General features: G+C 45.2%; 16 protein-coding genes, 1 rRNA gene and 1 riboswitch. Of the genes, 11 read left to right on the top strand and 6 right to left on the bottom strand.

Annotated elements, in window-relative coordinates:
- Positions 1 to 73: 73 nt before the first annotated feature.
- Positions 74 to 189, top strand: a 5S ribosomal RNA gene (rrf, locus tag KHN79_RS13855).
- Between the two features lie 126 nt (positions 190 to 315).
- Here rrf and ilvY read toward each other — a convergent pair.
- Positions 316 to 1,206: an HTH-type transcriptional activator IlvY gene (gene ilvY / locus KHN79_RS13850; protein ID WP_182010764.1), complete on the bottom strand. Its 891-nt coding sequence runs from the start codon at positions 1,204 to 1,206 to the stop codon at positions 316 to 318.
- Positions 1,207 to 1,349: 143 nt separating this feature from the next.
- Here ilvY and ilvC point away from each other — a divergent pair, with 143 nt between their 5' ends.
- From ilvC to thiH, 8 genes are all read left to right on the top strand, one after another.
- Positions 1,350 to 2,834: a ketol-acid reductoisomerase gene (gene ilvC, locus KHN79_RS13845; protein ID WP_182010765.1), complete on the top strand. Its 1,485-nt coding sequence runs from the start codon at positions 1,350 to 1,352 to the stop codon at positions 2,832 to 2,834.
- Positions 2,835 to 3,363: 529 nt separating this feature from the next.
- On the top strand, positions 3,364 to 3,747 hold the full coding sequence (gene crcB, locus KHN79_RS13840; RefSeq protein ID WP_182011653.1) for a fluoride efflux transporter CrcB: 384 nt from the start codon (positions 3,364 to 3,366) through the stop codon (positions 3,745 to 3,747).
- Between the two features lie 61 nt (positions 3,748 to 3,808).
- Positions 3,809 to 3,907: riboswitch (TPP riboswitch) on the top strand.
- 160 nt (positions 3,908 to 4,067) lie between these two features.
- Positions 4,068 to 6,008, top strand: a complete 1,941-nt coding sequence (gene thiC, locus KHN79_RS13835; RefSeq protein ID WP_182011654.1) for a phosphomethylpyrimidine synthase ThiC — start codon at positions 4,068 to 4,070, stop codon at positions 6,006 to 6,008.
- Positions 6,008 to 7,333, top strand: coding sequence for a thiamine phosphate synthase (locus KHN79_RS13830; RefSeq protein ID WP_182011655.1), 1,326 nt, complete (start codon positions 6,008 to 6,010; stop codon positions 7,331 to 7,333). The genes thiC and KHN79_RS13830 overlap by 1 nt, the downstream gene beginning before the upstream one ends.
- Entirely contained in the window at positions 7,323 to 8,099 is a 777-nt protein-coding gene (gene thiF, locus KHN79_RS13825; protein WP_182011656.1) for a thiazole biosynthesis adenylyltransferase ThiF, read from the top strand. The genes KHN79_RS13830 and thiF overlap by 11 nt, the downstream gene beginning before the upstream one ends.
- A 19-nt stretch (positions 8,100 to 8,118) precedes the next feature.
- Positions 8,119 to 8,382, top strand: coding sequence for a sulfur carrier protein ThiS (thiS, locus tag KHN79_RS13820; protein ID WP_182011657.1), 264 nt, complete (start codon positions 8,119 to 8,121; stop codon positions 8,380 to 8,382).
- 5 nt (positions 8,383 to 8,387) lie between these two features.
- Positions 8,388 to 9,155, top strand: coding sequence for a thiazole synthase (locus KHN79_RS13815; RefSeq protein ID WP_182011658.1), 768 nt, complete (start codon positions 8,388 to 8,390; stop codon positions 9,153 to 9,155).
- A gap of 15 nt (positions 9,156 to 9,170) precedes the next feature.
- Complete coding sequence (gene thiH / locus KHN79_RS13810; protein ID WP_182011659.1) at positions 9,171 to 10,298, top strand: 2-iminoacetate synthase ThiH; 1,128 nt, start codon at positions 9,171 to 9,173, stop codon at positions 10,296 to 10,298.
- A gap of 130 nt (positions 10,299 to 10,428) precedes the next feature.
- Here thiH and KHN79_RS13805 read toward each other — a convergent pair whose 3' ends face one another.
- Positions 10,429 to 12,219 carry an aminopeptidase P family protein gene (locus tag KHN79_RS13805; RefSeq protein WP_182011660.1) on the bottom strand — a complete coding sequence of 597 codons (1,791 nt, stop codon included), beginning with the start codon at positions 12,217 to 12,219 and terminating at the stop codon, positions 10,429 to 10,431.
- A 190-nt stretch (positions 12,220 to 12,409) separates the two neighbouring features.
- Entirely contained in the window at positions 12,410 to 13,351 is a 942-nt protein-coding gene (locus tag KHN79_RS13800) for a LysR family transcriptional regulator (protein WP_182011661.1), read from the bottom strand.
- Positions 13,352 to 13,489: 138 nt separating this feature from the next.
- Here KHN79_RS13800 and KHN79_RS13795 point away from each other — a divergent pair, with 138 nt between their 5' ends.
- Positions 13,490 to 14,650: a multidrug effflux MFS transporter gene (locus KHN79_RS13795; RefSeq protein WP_211907277.1), complete on the top strand. Its 1,161-nt coding sequence runs from the start codon at positions 13,490 to 13,492 to the stop codon at positions 14,648 to 14,650.
- Positions 14,651 to 14,741: 91 nt separating this feature from the next.
- Complete coding sequence (locus tag KHN79_RS13790; protein ID WP_182011663.1) at positions 14,742 to 15,026, top strand: hypothetical protein; 285 nt, start codon at positions 14,742 to 14,744, stop codon at positions 15,024 to 15,026.
- A 141-nt stretch (positions 15,027 to 15,167) separates the two neighbouring features.
- Here the strand turns inward: KHN79_RS13790 and KHN79_RS13785 are convergent, their stop codons facing one another.
- The 3 genes from KHN79_RS13785 to KHN79_RS13775 all read right to left on the bottom strand — a co-directional run bounded on the left by KHN79_RS13785 (position 15,168) and on the right by KHN79_RS13775 (position 17,145).
- Positions 15,168 to 15,926, bottom strand: coding sequence for a DNA-binding domain-containing protein (locus KHN79_RS13785; protein WP_211907252.1), 759 nt, complete (start codon positions 15,924 to 15,926; stop codon positions 15,168 to 15,170).
- On the bottom strand, positions 15,923 to 16,795 hold the full coding sequence (locus KHN79_RS13780) for a DUF692 domain-containing protein (RefSeq protein WP_182011664.1): 873 nt from the start codon (positions 16,793 to 16,795) through the stop codon (positions 15,923 to 15,925). The genes KHN79_RS13785 and KHN79_RS13780 overlap by 4 nt, the downstream gene beginning before the upstream one ends.
- A gap of 89 nt (positions 16,796 to 16,884) precedes the next feature.
- Positions 16,885 to 17,145 carry a DUF2282 domain-containing protein gene (locus tag KHN79_RS13775; RefSeq protein ID WP_182011665.1) on the bottom strand — a complete coding sequence of 87 codons (261 nt, stop codon included), beginning with the start codon at positions 17,143 to 17,145 and terminating at the stop codon, positions 16,885 to 16,887.
- Positions 17,146 to 17,266 lie beyond the last annotated feature (121 nt).

Genomic DNA, 17,266 nt, shown 5'->3' with positions numbered 1-17,266 from the left:
ATGGACTCAATAAAAGAACATTGAATGTGTAAGAACGAGAATTAAAAAACAGCTTTCCAGATTAAAGAATTTGCTTGGCGGCCATAGCGTTTTGGACCCACCTGATTCCATTCCGAACTCAGAAGTGAAACAAAACAGCGCCGATGGTAGTGTGGGGCTTCCCCATGTGAGAGTAGGACATCGCCAGGCTTTAAATTTAGGTTTTGACCTTTTATAGGTGAAGACAGCAGTTAGAAAAGCCCGCTCTTTGAGCGGGCTTTTTTGCGTTCTGTATTCTGGGAAATTATTACAACTAGAAAGCAATATTCGACCTGTTTAAGGTGCGATGTACTTGTTTTCGGCGACCTCCCAGAAAGCTTTCACCAATGGGTTGCTTAGCTGACTCTTTGTGCAGCACACACCTAACTCGAAGGGTTTAATCGGCAGTACTTTTAGTCGGATTATCTTTTCTCTAACCGGGCTATTATTTATTACCACATCAGGTGCGATGCCCACTCCACAGCCTAATGCTACCATACTGACAATTGCTTCATGCCCCGATGTCTGCGCATAGATATTGGGCTTAATTTTCATTTTCTTCAGCCAGACATCAGCTCTCTCCCTTGCAGTACCTGCTTCCGGCAAGATAAACGGAATCACTGACCAATCAGGACTTTCTTTTTGTAACTCTTCGGCAAACGTACTTACACCTACTGGTGCAATAACGGATAAAGGGACCTCACTGATCAACTCAAATGCTATGTTATTAGGTAATTGGTTGGGCATTGCCGAAATAGCAATGTCAGCTTCGTCGGCTAAAATCTTATCGATGGCTTGTGCCGGGTCGCCGGTAGACAGTTTGAACTCAATAAACGGATGTTGCAGCCGGAACTCAGAAATAAGCTCAGGAAGATGGCTGTAGCTTGCGGTAACTGAGCAGAAGAAGCGAATCTCTCCTTTTAGCTCCCCTTCGCTGCCTTTAAGATGACTTTGGTACTGTTGCCACTCTCCTAATATCTTAAGGGCAACGGGAACGAGCCTTTTTCCTTGTATGGTCAGTTCTACACTGCGATTGTCGCGCATAAACAGTTGCTGACGTGTTTCTTCTTCCAGTTTTTGGATCTGTCGGCTTAACGCTGAGGGGCTAATGTGCATTGCTGCTGCAGTCTTAGCAAAGCTTTTACTGTCACATAGATGAATGAAAAGTTGCAGGCTTTTTATGTTCATATGTACGTTAGGTCCATGTTGCAAAATTCGCAATGACTAATTGTGAATATATCACTTTAAGCAATGGAATGTCTGTTTTAGTATGAAGTCATTCGGTAAGACTAGTACCGACCTCTACGGAAGAATTTAAAAGGAGCACCCTAATGGCTAACTATTTCAATACCCTAAACTTGCGTGAGCAATTGGATCAACTTGGTCGTTGTCGTTTTATGGATCGCAGTGAGTTTGCTTCAGAAGCTGATTACCTTAAGGGTAAAAAGGTAGTCATCGTGGGTTGTGGTGCCCAGGGGTTAAACCAAGGCCTGAATATGCGTGATTCTGGTCTGGATGTATCATACGCGCTTCGCCAGGCTGCCATTGACGAGCAACGTCAGTCATTTAAAAACGCAAAAGACAACGGTTTTGAAGTAGGCAGTTACGAGATTCTGATTCCTCAAGCCGATCTCGTTGTAAACCTGACTCCGGATAAACAGCACTCTAACGTTGTAGAGACAGTAATGCCTCTAATGAAAGAGGGCGCTGCTTTAGGTTATTCACACGGCTTCAACGTTGTTGAAGAAGGCATGCAAATCCGTAAAGACTTAACGGTTGTCATGGTTGCCCCTAAGTGTCCTGGTACCGAAGTACGTGAAGAATACAAGCGCGGCTTTGGTGTTCCAACCCTAATTGCGGTTCACCCGGAGAATGACCCTCAAGGTGATGGTCTAGAAATCGCGAAAGCATGGGCAGCTGCGACAGGTGGTCACCGCGCAGGATGCCTAGAGTCATCTTTCGTGGCGGAAGTGAAATCAGACCTTATGGGTGAGCAAACTATCCTATGTGGTATGTTGCAAGCTGGCTCTATCGTTTGTTACGAAAAGATGGTTGCAGAAGGTATCGACCCAGGTTATGCAGGTAAGCTACTTCAGTACGGTTGGGAGACGGTTACTGAAGCTCTTAAATTTGGCGGTATTACGCACATGATGGATCGCCTGTCTAACCCAGCTAAAGTCAAAGCCTTTGAACTTTCTGAAGAGCTGAAAGATTTAATGCGTCCGTTATACAACAAGCACATGGATGACATCATTTCTGGTCATTTTTCCAGTACAATGATGGCTGACTGGGCTAACGATGACGCAAACTTATTAGGCTGGCGTGAAGAGACTGGTGAAACAGCATTTGAAAACTACCCAGCGACTGACGTTGAAATTTCTGAGCAAGAATACTTCGACAATGGCATCCTGATGATTGCTATGGTTCGTGCTGGAGTTGAGCTTGCATTTGAAGCGATGACAGCATCTGGCATCATCGATGAGTCAGCGTACTACGAGTCTCTGCACGAGCTACCACTAATCGCGAACACGATTGCACGTAAGCGTCTGTACGAAATGAACGTAGTTATCTCAGATACCGCTGAGTACGGTAACTACCTGTTTGCTAACGTTGCTACTCCATTGCTACGTGAGAAGTTTATGCCTTCAGTAGGTACTGATGTTATCGGTAAAGGTCTGGGCGAGACTTCAAACCAGGTTGATAATGCAACACTAATCGCGGTTAACGAGAAGATCCGTAACCATCCAGTAGAGTACATTGGTGAAGAGCTACGTGGATACATGACTGATATGAAGCGTATCGCGGTAGGTGGCTAAATTACTTACTATAAATTTTCATTTTGATGTCGAAGGTGCTCATTTACTACCGTAAACTCTGTGCCTCTCTTAGAATTGAAAACTTAATGCAGCGCATTTTGAAAAAATAATTAATCGCAGTAACTGAACTCCGGGCAGACTGGAGTGATAAATACAAAACAACACAACATCTAATGAAAAGGCTTGGTCGCCGTTGACCAAGCCTTTTTTATTTAATTTGAATGTAATACCAATCGTAGTAAATAACTGATCATTCTAGCTTGCTAAAATACTCGTTAACGTCGTTAAAAATTTTGATTGTAGAATAACTACTTACCAAAAATTTTTGCCTTGTTATCAAGCATTTTTTCCTACGCTATTTCTGATCACTTATTTACTGTGATTGGTATAAATCACCAAAAAGTGACTCCTGTAACTTTTTGAATGTTTTGTCGATAGGGGGAGGTAAATTCGTTGAATTTAAAGTTTGTATTAACGATATTAGGTCGATTTTGATTACAATGTCGCCATAAAGAGTTTGGGGGGAGTTATGGGGCAACTTTATATTTTAGGCTTTATCGCAGTGGGTGGAGCATTTGGTGCGTGTTCTCGTTATCTTGTTTCTGAGCTGTGCGTGTATCTTCTAGGTCGTGGTTTCCCTTATGGTACGCTAACCGTTAACGTTGTCGGTTCTCTTATTATGGGGCTATTAATCGCCGCTTTTGAAAACGAGATGTTAGCTACAGATCCTTGGCGACAAATCATTGGGTTAGGGTTTTTAGGGGCGCTAACTACCTTTTCTACATTCTCTATGGATAACGTTTTATTAATGCAACAGGGTGCCTTTTTCAAAATGGGCTTAAACATTCTTTTGAATGTTACATTGAGTATTTCAGCTGCATGGATTGGCTTCCAGTTAATGATACGTAGCTAGTAAAAGATGACAAAATGTCATCTGATCGGATTGGTTTAATCAATCCGTTTTAATATACTGATTTCACTTGTCGGAGTGCCATAAGGCTGAGACCGTTAATTCGGGATCCGTTGAACCTGATCAGATTAGTATCTGCGAAGGGAACAAGAGAAGATACCTACACCAGATCTGTTCTGGCTAACCTATCAAAACGTCGATTGTTGTTATAGACGAAGCATTCTATCTTGCTATCTATATTTCGACTCCTCTTGTCGCATCTATCCGCCAAGCATTTTTATCCCAATACTTTTTATCTAGCATAACAAGCAAGGAAAAATGCTATGTCGAATCGCAAGCAAGCGAGACTGGAAGCAAAACAGTTTATAGATACTCTTTCGGTACAGCCGTACCCAAATTCAAATAAAGTCTATGTCGAAGGTTCACGCCCGGATATTCGTGTCCCGATGCGTGAGATCTCTTTAGCTGATAGCCTCATCGGTGGCTCTAAAGAGGCGCCTATTTTCGAATCAAATGAGTCAGTACGCGTTTATGACACCTCTGGTGTATACACTGACCCTGATTACTCTATTGATCTTTTCAGCGGCTTACCAAAGCTCAGAGCAGGTTGGATTGAAGAAAGAAACGACACTGAAGTTCTTCAAGATGTTAGCTCTGTTTACGCAAAAGAGCGCTTGGAAGATGATACGTTGGATGAACTGCGTTACGGTAATCTACCTCATATTCGACGTGCTAAGGCGGGACATTGCGTCACTCAACTTCATTACGCACGTAACGGGATTATCACGCCGGAAATGGAATTCATCGCTTTACGTGAGAATATGGGGCGCGCTAGATATCGCGATGAGGCATTAACTCAGCAACATCCGGGCCAAAGCTTCGGCGCTAACCTACCAAAAGACATCACAGCTGAGTTTGTCCGTAAAGAAGTGGCAGAAGGTCGTGCCATTATCCCATCAAATATCAACCACCCAGAATCGGAACCAATGATTATCGGGCGTAACTTCTTAGTAAAAGTGAACGCGAACATTGGTAATTCGTCGGTAACATCTTCAATCGAAGAAGAGGTAGAGAAACTTGTCTGGGCCACGCGCTGGGGTGGGGATACCGTTATGGATCTCTCTACAGGACGTAACATCCACGAGACCCGTGAGTGGATATTACGTAATAGCCCGGTGCCAATTGGTACTGTGCCAATGTATCAGGCGCTAGAAAAAGTAAATGGTATTGCGGAAAATCTAAACTGGGAAGTAATGCGTGACACTTTAATCGAGCAGGCAGAGCAAGGCGTGGATTACTTTACCATTCACGCAGGTTTGTTACTTCGTTATGTCCCGATGACGGCAAAGCGTGTTACTGGTATCGTTTCTCGTGGCGGCTCCATCATTGCTAAATGGTGTTTAGCGCATCATCAGGAGAGTTTCCTTTACACCCACTTCCGCGAAATCTGTGAGATCTGTGCTAAGTATGACGTTGCACTTTCATTAGGTGATGGACTACGTCCTGGCTCAGTCGCAGACGCCAATGACGAAGCACAGTTTGCTGAATTACGTACTCTTGGTGAACTGACTAAGATCGCTTGGGAATATGACGTTCAGGTCATTATCGAAGGCCCTGGTCATATACCAATGCACATGATCAAAGAGAACATGGATCAACAGCTGGAACATTGCCATGAAGCACCATTTTACACGCTGGGTCCGCTGACAACAGATATTGCACCTGGCTATGACCACATTACCTCCGGTATTGGTGCAGCGATGATTGGTTGGTATGGCTGTGCAATGTTGTGTTATGTCACACCTAAAGAACACTTAGGGCTGCCCAACAAGGAGGATGTTAAGACAGGCATGATCACCTACAAGCTGGCTGCACATGCCGCTGACTTGGCAAAAGGGCACCCTGGTGCGCAGGTTCGTGATAATGCGCTATCTAAAGCACGTTTTGAATTCCGTTGGGAAGATCAATTTAACCTCTCACTAGACCCAGACACGGCGCGTGCTTTCCACGACGAAACGTTACCACAAGAATCTGGGAAAGTAGCTCACTTCTGTTCGATGTGCGGCCCTAAATTCTGTTCGATGAAGATTTCTCAGGAAGTCAGAGAGTATGCAAAGGACACTGAACAAGTTGCTGCTGATCAGGCGATTTCTATCAAGATGTTAGATGATCCGCTAGAAGGCATGCGCAGAAAGTCTGAAGAATTTCGTTCGACGGGCTCTGAACTTTATCACCCAGCTGTACACGCCGAGGTGGATGACTGATGACTAAAATCCTTATTCCGTCACCATTAATTGAGCTAACGGGTTTTGTTCAGCAATGTTTATTATTGGCGAAAGAACAGGGTTTTAGTACTGAAGAGATTGAGTTGGGCGTTAGCCCAACTCATTTGATTCAACTTGTTCCAGACCAAAATAAAACAGTCTGTGTGGGCACAGATCTTGTTGATGGATTTTATGAAGCGTCAAGCGGTGATTTTACGCTTTACTACCAATCGGATTTACCTTTGAAGGAAACGAATCAGCAAAGTTCCTCGTCTATTTTTATTGGTATTGAGGAGGCTCCTCCAGCACCAAGCAGAGACGACAACATGACGGTGTTTGATATCTGGCGTCATCCAATTAGTGATGAAGTAAGGGCGTTATCGGTGCATGTATCAGCATCAAAGAATTTCCAAGCTGAGTATCACTTAGCTTGGATAGTAACGTTGTTGGCTCTCGACTTTCCGATCGAAGACGCATTGACATTAGCCCGTGCAATGACCAATGTTTCACGTGAAACACAGTTTAGCGGTGAAACATGTACTCTTCACGAGTGGGCATCTCACATTGTTGATTTTCCAACTCCCGTTATAGAAGACGTTCGCTTGGGTATTCAAGTGGGTTGGTCATCGCAAAGCGAAGCGGTTGGTTTTCCTTGCCTTGATAAAGACAGTTTAGGGCTTTATCCCGTTGTTGATGACGTCAGTTGGATAGAGCGGCTTCTTCCGTTGGGTATTAAGACTATACAACTGCGTATCAAAGATGCCGTTCAGTCCGATCTCGAACAACAGATTATTCGAGCGATTGAACTGGGACGTCAATATGATGCGCAGGTCTTCATTAATGATTACTGGCAACTCGCTATTAAGCATGGTGCGTTCGGAGTACATCTTGGCCAAGAAGATATTGAAGCATCTAACTTACTGCATTTAAGTGAAGCTGGGATTCACTTAGGACTGTCAACACATGGTTACTATGAACTGCTGAGAATTGTACAAATCAATCCAAGCTATATCGCACTGGGTCATATCTTTCCGACTACGACTAAGCAAATGCCATCAAAGCCACAAGGTTTGATTCGTTTAGCTTTGTATCAAACGCTGATCGATAGCATTCCATATGGAAAGCAAGTTGGCTACCCAACAGTCGCGATTGGCGGTATTGATCAATCAAATGCAGAGCAGGTTTGGCGATGCGGTGTATCCAGTTTAGCTGTGGTTAGAGCCATGACATTATCTGAGTCGCCAAAATCGGTGATTGAGTTTTTCAATCAATTGATGGGTAGCGTTCAGCCATTGCAGGAAGTGGAGGGCGAAAGTGCTTACTGATAAAGAATTCATTCGCTATCAGCGTCAAATTGCGCTAACTGAAATTGGTGAATCAGGACAAGCTAAACTCAGCCAATCTCATGTTTTGATCATTGGCTGTGGCGGGCTGGGAAGCGCTGCAGGTTTGTATTTGGCAGCCGCAGGAGTAGGTAAGTTAGTGGTTGTTGATGATGACCATGTCGATAGCAGCAATTTACAGCGACAGGTTGTTTATCGGGAACGTGATATCAACCTAATGAAAACAGAAGCTACTGCTCAACAGTTAGGTGCCCTTAATTCACTGGTTCAAGTTAGAACTATTCCGAAACGTCTGGATAAATCTCAGCTGCAATTGGAAGTGATGCTTGCCGATGTTGTACTCGACTGTAGTGACAATATGCCCACTCGGCAGCTGATTAATCAAGTCTGTTTTGAGCAAAGTACACCGTTGATATCTGCGGCTGCTATTGGTTGGCAGGGTCAGTTTGCTGTATTTGATTACTCAGATGAGAAACACAGTTCGGGGTGTTACCGATGCCTTTATCCATTTGGCGAATTAAAACAGGGGATGAACTGCAGTGAAATGGGCGTTGTAGGGCCGGTGGTTGGAACATTAGGAAACTACCAAGCTTTAGCGGCAATTCAAAAACTGGCGACAGATAAGTTTCATGTCGCTAGTGGGCAGTTGCACCTATTTGATGGGATTTGTCTTAACTGGCAAACCATGAGTATCAATAAGGACCAAGAGTGCCAGGTTTGCAGTGAAGCGCATGAACCACAGCACTGAGTTAGGAGAGGAGCTAGTTATGACATCATCAAAACATGATGCAATCACTGAACTTGACGCTTCATGTGGCAAAGGAAAATTGGTCGTCATCGCTATTAATGACCAACCACAACAAGTCGAGTCCAACGTGAATCTGCAGCAAATCATCACACAGTTTTCTCTACCGGAAGTAGGCTGTGTTTTTGCCATAAATAATCAAGTTGTGCCGCGCAGCGAGTGGGCAAGCACGATACTTTCTGAGGGAGATACTATCTCTCTGTTTCAAGCTATCGCAGGGGGATAATGTCGATGCTGAAAATAGGTGATAAAGAATTTCAATCGCGCTTGTTCACCGGAACAGGCAAGTTTTCCAATAGCCGTTTGATGGCCGAAGCCATTCAGATTTCCGGCTCTCAACTCGCAACGATGGCACTCAAACGCATTGACGTAAATGATCAGCAAGATGACATTTTGCGACCTCTGATTCATGCTGGAGTGAATCTGCTACCGAACACTTCTGGTGCTAAAAATGCTAAAGATGCAGTGTTTTCCGCTCAACTTGCGCGTGAAGCGTTAGGCACCAATTGGGTCAAACTGGAGATTCACCCTGATCCGAAATATTTGATGCCAGACCCGATTGAAACTTTAGCTGCAGCAGAACAACTGGTTTGTGAAGGCTTTATTGTTTTGCCATATTGCCATGCCGACCCTGTGTTGTGTAAGCGACTAGAAGAAGTTGGCTGTGCAGCTGTTATGCCGTTAGGTGCACCTATCGGTTCAAACAAGGGCATCGCCTCACATGACTTTTTACAAATCATCATCGATCAAGCCACTGTGCCAGTTGTCGTTGATGCGGGGATTGGTGCGCCTTCACATGCTGCGCGAGCAATGGAAATGGGCGCAGATGCAGTATTGGTTAACACGGCGATTGCTGCAGCAAGCGATCCCGTTGCTATGGCAAAAGCCTTCAAGATGGCTGTAGAGTCGGGGCGTATGGCTTATGAAGCGGGGCTTGCAGGGCAAGTTTCTCATGCCGTTGCTTCGAGTCCGCTAACCGCTTTTCTCGATGAGCTGTAAAAGAGAGGTCCAAACATGAGTTTTTACGACCACTTTAAGCAGTTTAACTGGGATGACATTACCATGTCGATATATGCCAAAACGGCGCAGGATGTGGAAAGGGCGCTGGCAAACCCCAAACGAGATTTAGAAGATTTCAAAGCGCTCATTTCGCCCGCGGCAGAGCCCTATCTGGAGCAGATGGCAAAGCTGTCTTATACGCTGACGCGAAAGCGGTTTGGTAATACGATGTCGCTTTATATACCGCTGTACCTTTCTAACCTTTGCGCCAATGCTTGTACTTATTGCGGCTTTTCGATGGAAAACCGTATTAAGCGCAGAACGCTGACCAAAGACGAGGTGCATGCGGAGATTAATGCGATCAAGCAAATGAAGTTCGACAGTGTGTTACTGGTTACGGGCGAGCATGAAACCAAAGTCGGGATGAAGTACTTTCGGGAAATGCTGCCGGTGATAAAGCAACGATTCAATTACCTGGCGATGGAAGTTCAACCTTTGGCTCAGGACGACTATGCGGAACTGAAAACGTTGGGCCTGGATGCGGTAATGGTCTATCAGGAAACTTATCATCCATCGACTTATGCTGAGCATCACTTGCGCGGTAATAAAACGGATTTCCGCTATCGTCTTGAGACTCCTGACAGGTTAGCCAGGGCAGGGATAGACAAAATCGGTATCGGCGCCTTGATTGGTTTGCAAGAGTGGCGAACAGATTGTTTCTTTACTGCTGTTCATCTGGATTATCTCGAACATACTTACTGGCAATCGCGTTATTCTATTTCATTCCCTCGTTTACGTCCTTGTGCAGGCAGCTCACCAAGTTCTACTCTGCAACCAAAATCGCTGATGACGGATAAGCAGTTAGTACAGTTGATTTGTGCGTACCGGCTACTCAATCCAGAAGTTGAGCTATCGCTGTCGACCCGAGAGTCACCTCAGTTCCGGGATAATGTGTTACCTTTGGGCATTACGAGCATGTCCGCGGCATCTAAAACACAACCTGGCGGTTATGCTTCTGAGACGGCAGAACTAGAGCAGTTTGAAATCAGTGATGAAAGAAGCGCAGCTTCAGTAGAAGGCATGATTAGAGCCAAAGGGTTCGATCCCGTTTGGCGTGATTGGCACTCTGCTTATTCTGGTTAGCTGAGAAATTGAAGATGACGCTGAGTGTTTCACGTGAAACATTACGGCTCGCATACAAAGTTATTACAAAAAAGGCTCTCCGTTTGGAGAGCCTTTTTGTTTTATATCGAAGTGATAATTGTGCTTTTACTTATGAGTGAGCTAACGGCAAAGTTGCTTCGCGTAGCCACTCTTTAACTTCTCCATCAACAAGAGGGCTGATTTGATCCCACACTTTTTGGTGGTAGTCATTTAGCCACGCAAGCTCAGGACGAGTCAGCATATCAACGTTGACGTTACGTTTGTCGATTGGGCAGCGCGTTAGTGACTCAAAGGACAGTACAGGGAAGTCACCATTGGTTGGTGTTTCCACAACTAACTCTAGGTTCTCGATACGAATACCAAATGCGTCTGCACGGTAGTAACCCGGCTCATTAGAGAGCACCATACCTTCTGTAAGAGGTACGTTGATTTGTCTCTTAGAAATGCTCGCAGGACCTTCATGCACACTCAGGAAGTGACCAACACCGTGGCCAGTGCCGTGGTCGTAATCGTAACCTTCAGCCCACAGGTGTTGTCGCGCTAAGGTATCGATCTGGTAACCACAAGTACCCTTCGGGAAGCGTGCACGAGCCACACCGATATGACCTTTTAGTGCCAGAGTGAACTGCTTGATCATTTCTTCTGATGGCTGACCAATGGCAATGGTACGCGTGATATCAGTGGTGCCATCTAGGTACTGACCGCCTGAATCAACCAGATAAAGCGTATTCATTTCCAGCTTGCCTGGCTCTGGTTGGTTCTCATGGTTGTAGTGACACATAGCCGCGTTACTGCCTGCCGCAGAAATCGTATCAAAGCTTAGATCCATTAATGTTGGGTCTTCTTTACGAAATGCTTCTAGTCGCTCAGAAAGCGTCGCTTCATCATGAAGATTGCCAGCTGCTACTTCTGAGTCTAACCAGCACAGGAACTTGCTCATCGCAGCGCCATCACGAATATGACAAGCTTTCATCCCTGCAATTTCTACAGCATTTTTAGCTGCCTTTGGCATTAAGCATGGATCTGCTGCTGCGATAACTGATGCACCAGAGTTTTGCAGAACCAGTTTAAACCAGGCATTGCTGATCGCAGGGTCGAGCAATACTTTCTTACCCGTCATTGCCTCGAGACGAGACTGAAGTGCCTCAGGGTGATGTACGGTTACACCAGAACCTACATGTTCGGTAAATTCCGCAGGTAAGCGCGCTGGGTCGAGGAAGTACTCGACGCTGGAATCTGAATGAAGAATCGCATGAGATAACAATACCGGTAAGCGTGATACATCTAGACCGCGTACGTTGAGTAACCAACAGATAGAATCAAGTGCAGTAATAACCGCGCTATCGGCACCGGCTTTGGAAACCAACTGAGCGATCTCCTGGCGCTTACTTTCGCTAGATTGACCAACCGATTCAGTTGGCATCAGGCGTACATCAGAAACTACTGGCGCAGGGCGGTCATGCCATAGTTCGTCAATTGGATTGCTGGTCAGGATGCTGAGTTCGAATTTGCTAGCCAGTTTTGCTTGCGCTGAATCTAGCCAAGCAGAGCTGTGCATACGTGGGTCAATGGCTACAGTCGCCCCTGTGGATAGATTGTCTTTAATCCAATCCAATGCAGGCTCTTCAATTAAGTGGCGGTATTCAAATAGATCGGCTGGAACTTCTTTAGTCACCTGGACTGTGTAGCGGCCATCAACAAACATTGCTGCCTTATCTTTAGTGATCACGGCAGCGCCCGCTGAACCGGTAAAACCGGTTAGCCAATGAAGGCGTTCGTTATGAGCCGGAACGTATTCACCCAAATATTCATCTTCGTGTGGGACAAGCAGGGCATCAATGTTGTGTTGAGCAAGCCATTCGCGAATTGCATTCACGCGGCTTTGTGTATCGTCATGCATCTTTATTATTCCTTCAATTACGACTCCTTCATGCTCAGTTTTGGAAGCTGTTTCCTTCTGCTTCACGCAGTGAAAGAGTAAAACGTTTAATTATTTAAGTCTGGTACAACAGGCCATAGGTGAGCCAAAAGGACTATCGACTGTTAAGCTACTCATTTTATCTGCTAAGCGCAAATTGAGAGCAACATTTTTATCTGAGATGATCGGTTTTTTGCGTGATCATAGTACGCAGCCAATTCAATGCTGGGTCATTTTCTCTGTCCCTGTGCCAGAACAAAGTGTATGCCATCGGAGGAAACTCTAAGGGCAAAGGCAGTACTGCTAAGTCGAGCTGCTTTGCTGCAAGCTGAACAAAATGACTTGGTGCAGTGAAGATAAAGTCGGTATATGAACACAGACTGGCGGCACTGTTAAAATCCGGAACCGTGACAGCAATGTCTCGCTCTGCGCCAATGTCGGCAAGACGATAGTCGAGTAACCAGCGATCGTTACCATCACAACGAACCTGAACATGACGCATTGATAGGTAGGCTTCCAGATTCCATTTTTGATTCAGTGCCGGATGGTTCTTGCGAATTATGCACATTTGATGATCGCGATAGATTTCTTGTTCGCAGATGTCTTCCGGTGGCAACAGCGTCAGCTTGGCATCATTGATATCGATATCCTTGCCGGTTAAGCCCAAATCTAACTCACCACGTTGCAGCATCTTAAAGGTGTTATCTGTCCATGGGTGAGTACTGATGGTCACGCCCGGGGCCTGCTGAAATATAGCCGGTAAAAAATGTGGCAGGATTAATGGGTAGACACTTTCCACTGCAGCAATCTGAAAACGGTACTCGCTGCTTTGTGGTGAAAACTCTTCTGGCTGGGTCAGAACTTCGAGATGATTAATCAACAGATCGAGTTTCGGTTTGAGGAACAAGGCTCGGGGGGTTGGTGTGAGTCCATGTGAGTTTCTCGTAAAAAGCGGGTCGTCAAACTGAATGCGCAACTTCGCCAGGGACTTACTTACCGCAGACTGGCTTAGACACAGACGGTTTGCCGCTCGGGTGACATTCAACTCTTCCATCAAAACTTTGAAACAAACCAGTAAATTCAGGTCGAAACGAGCCAACTTCTCTATATACATGTGAATTTCCCTCAAGGAATATTGCTCATGATTATACATCATTTCCATTCATATCATCAGATGATTAAGCTGCACGAATCGTTCTTTCTCAATTCGGAGTATTGTGTGTCTAGCCATATTTCTAAAAGTAAAAAGCAGATGGCTTTATTGACCCTGTTGGTTCTTTTCAGTCCGCTTGCAATAGATATTTATCTGCCTGCTTTACCACTTATTGCTTCTGCTTTTCAGGTTGATAATGCGTTAGCACAAGACACGATCACTTGGTTTTTGTTTGCTATGGGCGTCGGGCAGCTTTTTGCGGGGCCGTTAGCAGATAAACTCGGACGTCGAACTGTTGCATTGGGCGGCATCGCCATTTACGCAATGAGCGCTTTATTGGCGTGGAGCGCTCAAAACATTGAGTGGATGCTGATGTCCCGACTGCTACAAGGCTTAGGTGCGTGTGCGACATCGGTGGCAGCCTTTGCAACAGTTCGCGATATTTTTGGTCCGGATAAAAGCGGTAAGATGATCAGCTACCTCAATGGTGCGATCTGCTTTATTCCGGCGCTAGCGCCTATTTTAGGCAGCTGGTTAACCCAGCAATTTGACTGGCGTGCAAACTTTAGTTTTATGGCTGGTTTTGCAGTAGTATCAGGTACGTTGATGTTCCTGATGCTGAAAGAAACTAACCCGGCAATAGAGAAACAATCGGTCTTTAAACTCAGCCGTTACTGGGCAGTACTGAGCACTCCGTCTTTCGTTTTCCATGCATCATTGTGTCTGATGGCGATGGCGGTGATTCTTGCTTATGTTACCTCTGCGCCTTCGGTATTAATGACCGGAATGGGCTTATCCATGAACGAGTTTACTTTCTGGTTTGGCGTGAATGCACTGATCAATATCGCGGCTTGTATGCTGGCACCTAAGTTTATGGAACGCTTTGGTACGCATAATACACTGGTTGTCGGTATCTCGACGTTAGGTCTTGCTGGCGTTGTTATGATGGTAATGAAAGGCCAGGGCACAGCTTTTTCGTTTATGCTGCCAATCTTTATGTCTTCTGTCGGCTTCGCCATGATCCTTGGGGCAGCCGCTGGTAAAGCGCTGGAGCCGTTCGGAGATAAAGCGGGTACAGCGGCTGCATTGCTTGGCTTGTTCCAGATGAGTGGTTCAGGACTGCTCGTGGGCACGCTTTCGCGCTTATCGCTTGATTCACAAACACTGATTGCGGTTCAAATGTGGATTATTCTGCCTGCGCTGGTAATTTTGTTCACTAAATCTGGCAAGAGTTGGCATACGAACTTGGCAAAAGCGTAAATCAGTGTAATTTAGTATTTTCCAATATGAGTAACGAGTGTATATTTGTCGCACACACTTTTCCTAAAACCATAATGGAAATCAAAACGTAATGTCGTTAACCACGTATGAAATGGCTCGTATCTTAGAGCAAATGGAAGAATCACCTGAGAAGGTGATGTATGGTAAGTTGCTTAATGAGCTGGGCAATCAAAGCTCCGAGCGCATTCGTAGTGCCGCAAAACAAGTACCTCTGCCTATCCTGCGTGACATTGTGTATCAGTTTCAGCAAGTGATTGAGTCGCGCAAGGGCGAGCAAGTTGAGCTGCTGGCAAAAGACATCGCTCAAAAAGGTATCTCAGCCGACGATTTACTGGCTTACCTGAACAAAAAATAAAAGATCCCCGCGACAGCGGGGATTTTTTATTTAGTCAGCTAACGTTTCAGTAGTCGGTCAAAGGAGTACGCACCGGATCCCCAAACAATCACGACCAGTATCATTAGCCCCCATAATTGATGATCATGAAAACCTTTCTCCCTAGTTATTCTCTAAGGTAAAACCGGCAAACAAATCCAGCTGCATGACCTGACTTAAATTAGTGAGCAGTGATGGGGGGATGTTTTCTAATGGTTGCTCTTGCTCAAAATAACGCAGTAGTTGAAAGGTTTCGATATCGAGTGTATGACACGATGCGATACCACTCGAATCAACCATGATGACCCCGCATTGTGGCTGGTTAATATTGAGTTGTCCGAACTCTTGAGCTTGTATGGCCTTAAACAAGTCAAGTACAGCGTAGTTAGAGTCAAAACTGCGGCATTCCGGTTTTAAGTGAAAAACCAGTTTAGGTTGCTGGTTGGCAGGCACGTCTGTTAATTGAGCCAGAGGGATTAACTTGGTATTGGGTAGCTTCTCGCGTTGGTCTTGCCGGGCCAGATCGAGTGCCCATTCAAAACGGGCTACCTCTATGATGTAGGGGGCTTTTGCCATTACTTGGTCAAACGTCTTTATCGTGTCCTGAAAGCCTTCACCGTAATGAGCAACATATGCTTCGGTCAACGGGTGCTTCAGTACATGTTTCCGGGCAATTTGAGCAAAGCATTCTTCACCGATTAATACTTCAACCATAGGATAGGTTGCCGATAGAACTTCACTCAGGCTGATGATGAAATTGTTACGATAAATCTGCAGGCGTTCATCCGCGTTGAACTGGTCACCAACAATACTGCATGTTTCCCCCGATGATTGATAGAGAAGTGCTTTGGCGAACTGACGTTGCAGGGCTGCAAGGTTCATGACGCTTTCCTCGCGTTTTCAGAAATAGAGCAAGTCTCAGAGTTCCAAGCCAAACGTGAGGCTTTGGATGCTTCATCAAGTAACACTTCTGGCGCAGGAATATCTACATCCCATTCAATCAGGGTATGGCGAGTGCCATGCTGTGTTATCCAGTTTTGATAAAGCAGCCATACTTCATCACTGACCGGACAGCTGTGGGTATCAATCCAAATCTCGCCTTTATCAAGTTGTTTGACGGTAAAGCCTGCGAGGTGAATCTCATCTACTTTGTTGGCTGGAATAGCGCTTAAATATCTTTCACAATCAAAGCCATGATTGAAAGCTGATACGTAAACATTGTTTAAATCGAGTAGTAACCGGCAGTCAGTACGTTGTTGTACTTCAGTCAGAAATTCCCATTCACTGATAGTGGAGTGCTGAAATTTCACATAACTCGAAGGGTTCTCAATTAAGATTTCACGCTGCAGATAGTTTTGTACTTCCAGAACATTACGTGAGAATACGTTTAATGCTTCTTCGGTATATGGTAGGGGTAGGAGGTCGTTAAAGTAATGCCCGCCATTTTCGCTCCAACTAAGATGATCGGAGACATACATTGGCTCGATGATATCAATGAGTGTTTTGAGCTGGGCTAGATGTTGACGACTGGCTCTGCTTACTGAGCCAAGAGATAAGCCAACACCATGACAACTGATTTGATACATTTCTCGCAAGGACTGAAGTTGACGGCGCTCGGCTGAATTGAGCTGAAAGTAATTCTCGCTGTGAATTTCAAGCCACGATAATTTCGGTTGGTTCTGGCTAAAGTATTCCATATGAGGTAAGCGTAACCCGACCCCTACGAGGTTATGAAAGGTCTGATGTTTCACGTGAAACTCCTTTTTCAAACGAGCCGAGATATAAAGAAAAGAGTGTGTGGATTGAGTATTCACACACCAAACAATTTCTGTATGATCTGTTAGGAAGAGGTAGTGCTTCCGCCCGCCAATTTGTCGCACAAGCCTTTTGGTACCACCACGAAAGCATCTTTCTGGTTGTCTTGCTTAGCCGTTCCGGCACAAGAGCTGGTTTTTGTTGCACAGTCATTCTTACCTGCTTTAGCCACGCCATAACATTTTTCTTTTTCAGCAGCGACCGCCGAAGTAGTTGTCAGCATTGTGCCGCCAAGCGCGATAAGACCGGTAACGGCAGCAGCGATAGCAAGATTCGAATTTTTCATAATGATTTCCTCTGAGTGATTTCCTTTACTTCCAGTGAGCAAGAAGATGCGACACTATGTTGTTCAGTATTTGTCCACTTGCTTAACTTATGAGATAGGAAAGTGAGAGAAAAACTTTCAG

It is taken from the genome of Vibrio sp. B1FLJ16, from assembly GCF_905175385.1.
Taxonomy (GTDB): Bacteria; Pseudomonadota; Gammaproteobacteria; order Enterobacterales; family Vibrionaceae; genus Vibrio.
Note: the sequence above shows the minus strand (reverse complement) of the source record. Positions and strands in the feature narration are given on the sequence as shown.

Bases quoted from the DNA above. Each gene is read 5' to 3' on its own strand.
- ilvY (WP_182010764.1), bottom strand. From the start codon at position 1,206: ATGAACATAAAAAGCCTGCAACTTTTCATTCATCTATGTGACAGTAAA.
- ilvC (WP_182010765.1), top strand. From the start codon at position 1,350: ATGGCTAACTATTTCAATACCCTAAACTTGCGTGAGCAATTGGATCAA.
- crcB (WP_182011653.1), top strand. From the start codon at position 3,364: ATGGGGCAACTTTATATTTTAGGCTTTATCGCAGTGGGTGGAGCATTT.
- thiC (WP_182011654.1), top strand. From the start codon at position 4,068: ATGTCGAATCGCAAGCAAGCGAGACTGGAAGCAAAACAGTTTATAGAT.
- KHN79_RS13830 (WP_182011655.1), top strand. From the start codon at position 6,008: ATGACTAAAATCCTTATTCCGTCACCATTAATTGAGCTAACGGGTTTT.
- thiS (WP_182011657.1), top strand. From the start codon at position 8,119: ATGACATCATCAAAACATGATGCAATCACTGAACTTGACGCTTCATGT.
- KHN79_RS13815 (WP_182011658.1), top strand. From the start codon at position 8,388: ATGCTGAAAATAGGTGATAAAGAATTTCAATCGCGCTTGTTCACCGGA.
- thiH (WP_182011659.1), top strand. From the start codon at position 9,171: ATGAGTTTTTACGACCACTTTAAGCAGTTTAACTGGGATGACATTACC.
- KHN79_RS13805 (WP_182011660.1), bottom strand. From the start codon at position 12,219: ATGCATGACGATACACAAAGCCGCGTGAATGCAATTCGCGAATGGCTT.
- KHN79_RS13800 (WP_182011661.1), bottom strand. From the start codon at position 13,351: ATGTATATAGAGAAGTTGGCTCGTTTCGACCTGAATTTACTGGTTTGT.
- KHN79_RS13795 (WP_211907277.1), top strand. From the start codon at position 13,490: ATGGCTTTATTGACCCTGTTGGTTCTTTTCAGTCCGCTTGCAATAGAT.
- KHN79_RS13790 (WP_182011663.1), top strand. From the start codon at position 14,742: ATGTCGTTAACCACGTATGAAATGGCTCGTATCTTAGAGCAAATGGAA.
- KHN79_RS13785 (WP_211907252.1), bottom strand. From the start codon at position 15,926: ATGAACCTTGCAGCCCTGCAACGTCAGTTCGCCAAAGCACTTCTCTAT.
- KHN79_RS13775 (WP_182011665.1), bottom strand. From the start codon at position 17,145: ATGAAAAATTCGAATCTTGCTATCGCTGCTGCCGTTACCGGTCTTATC.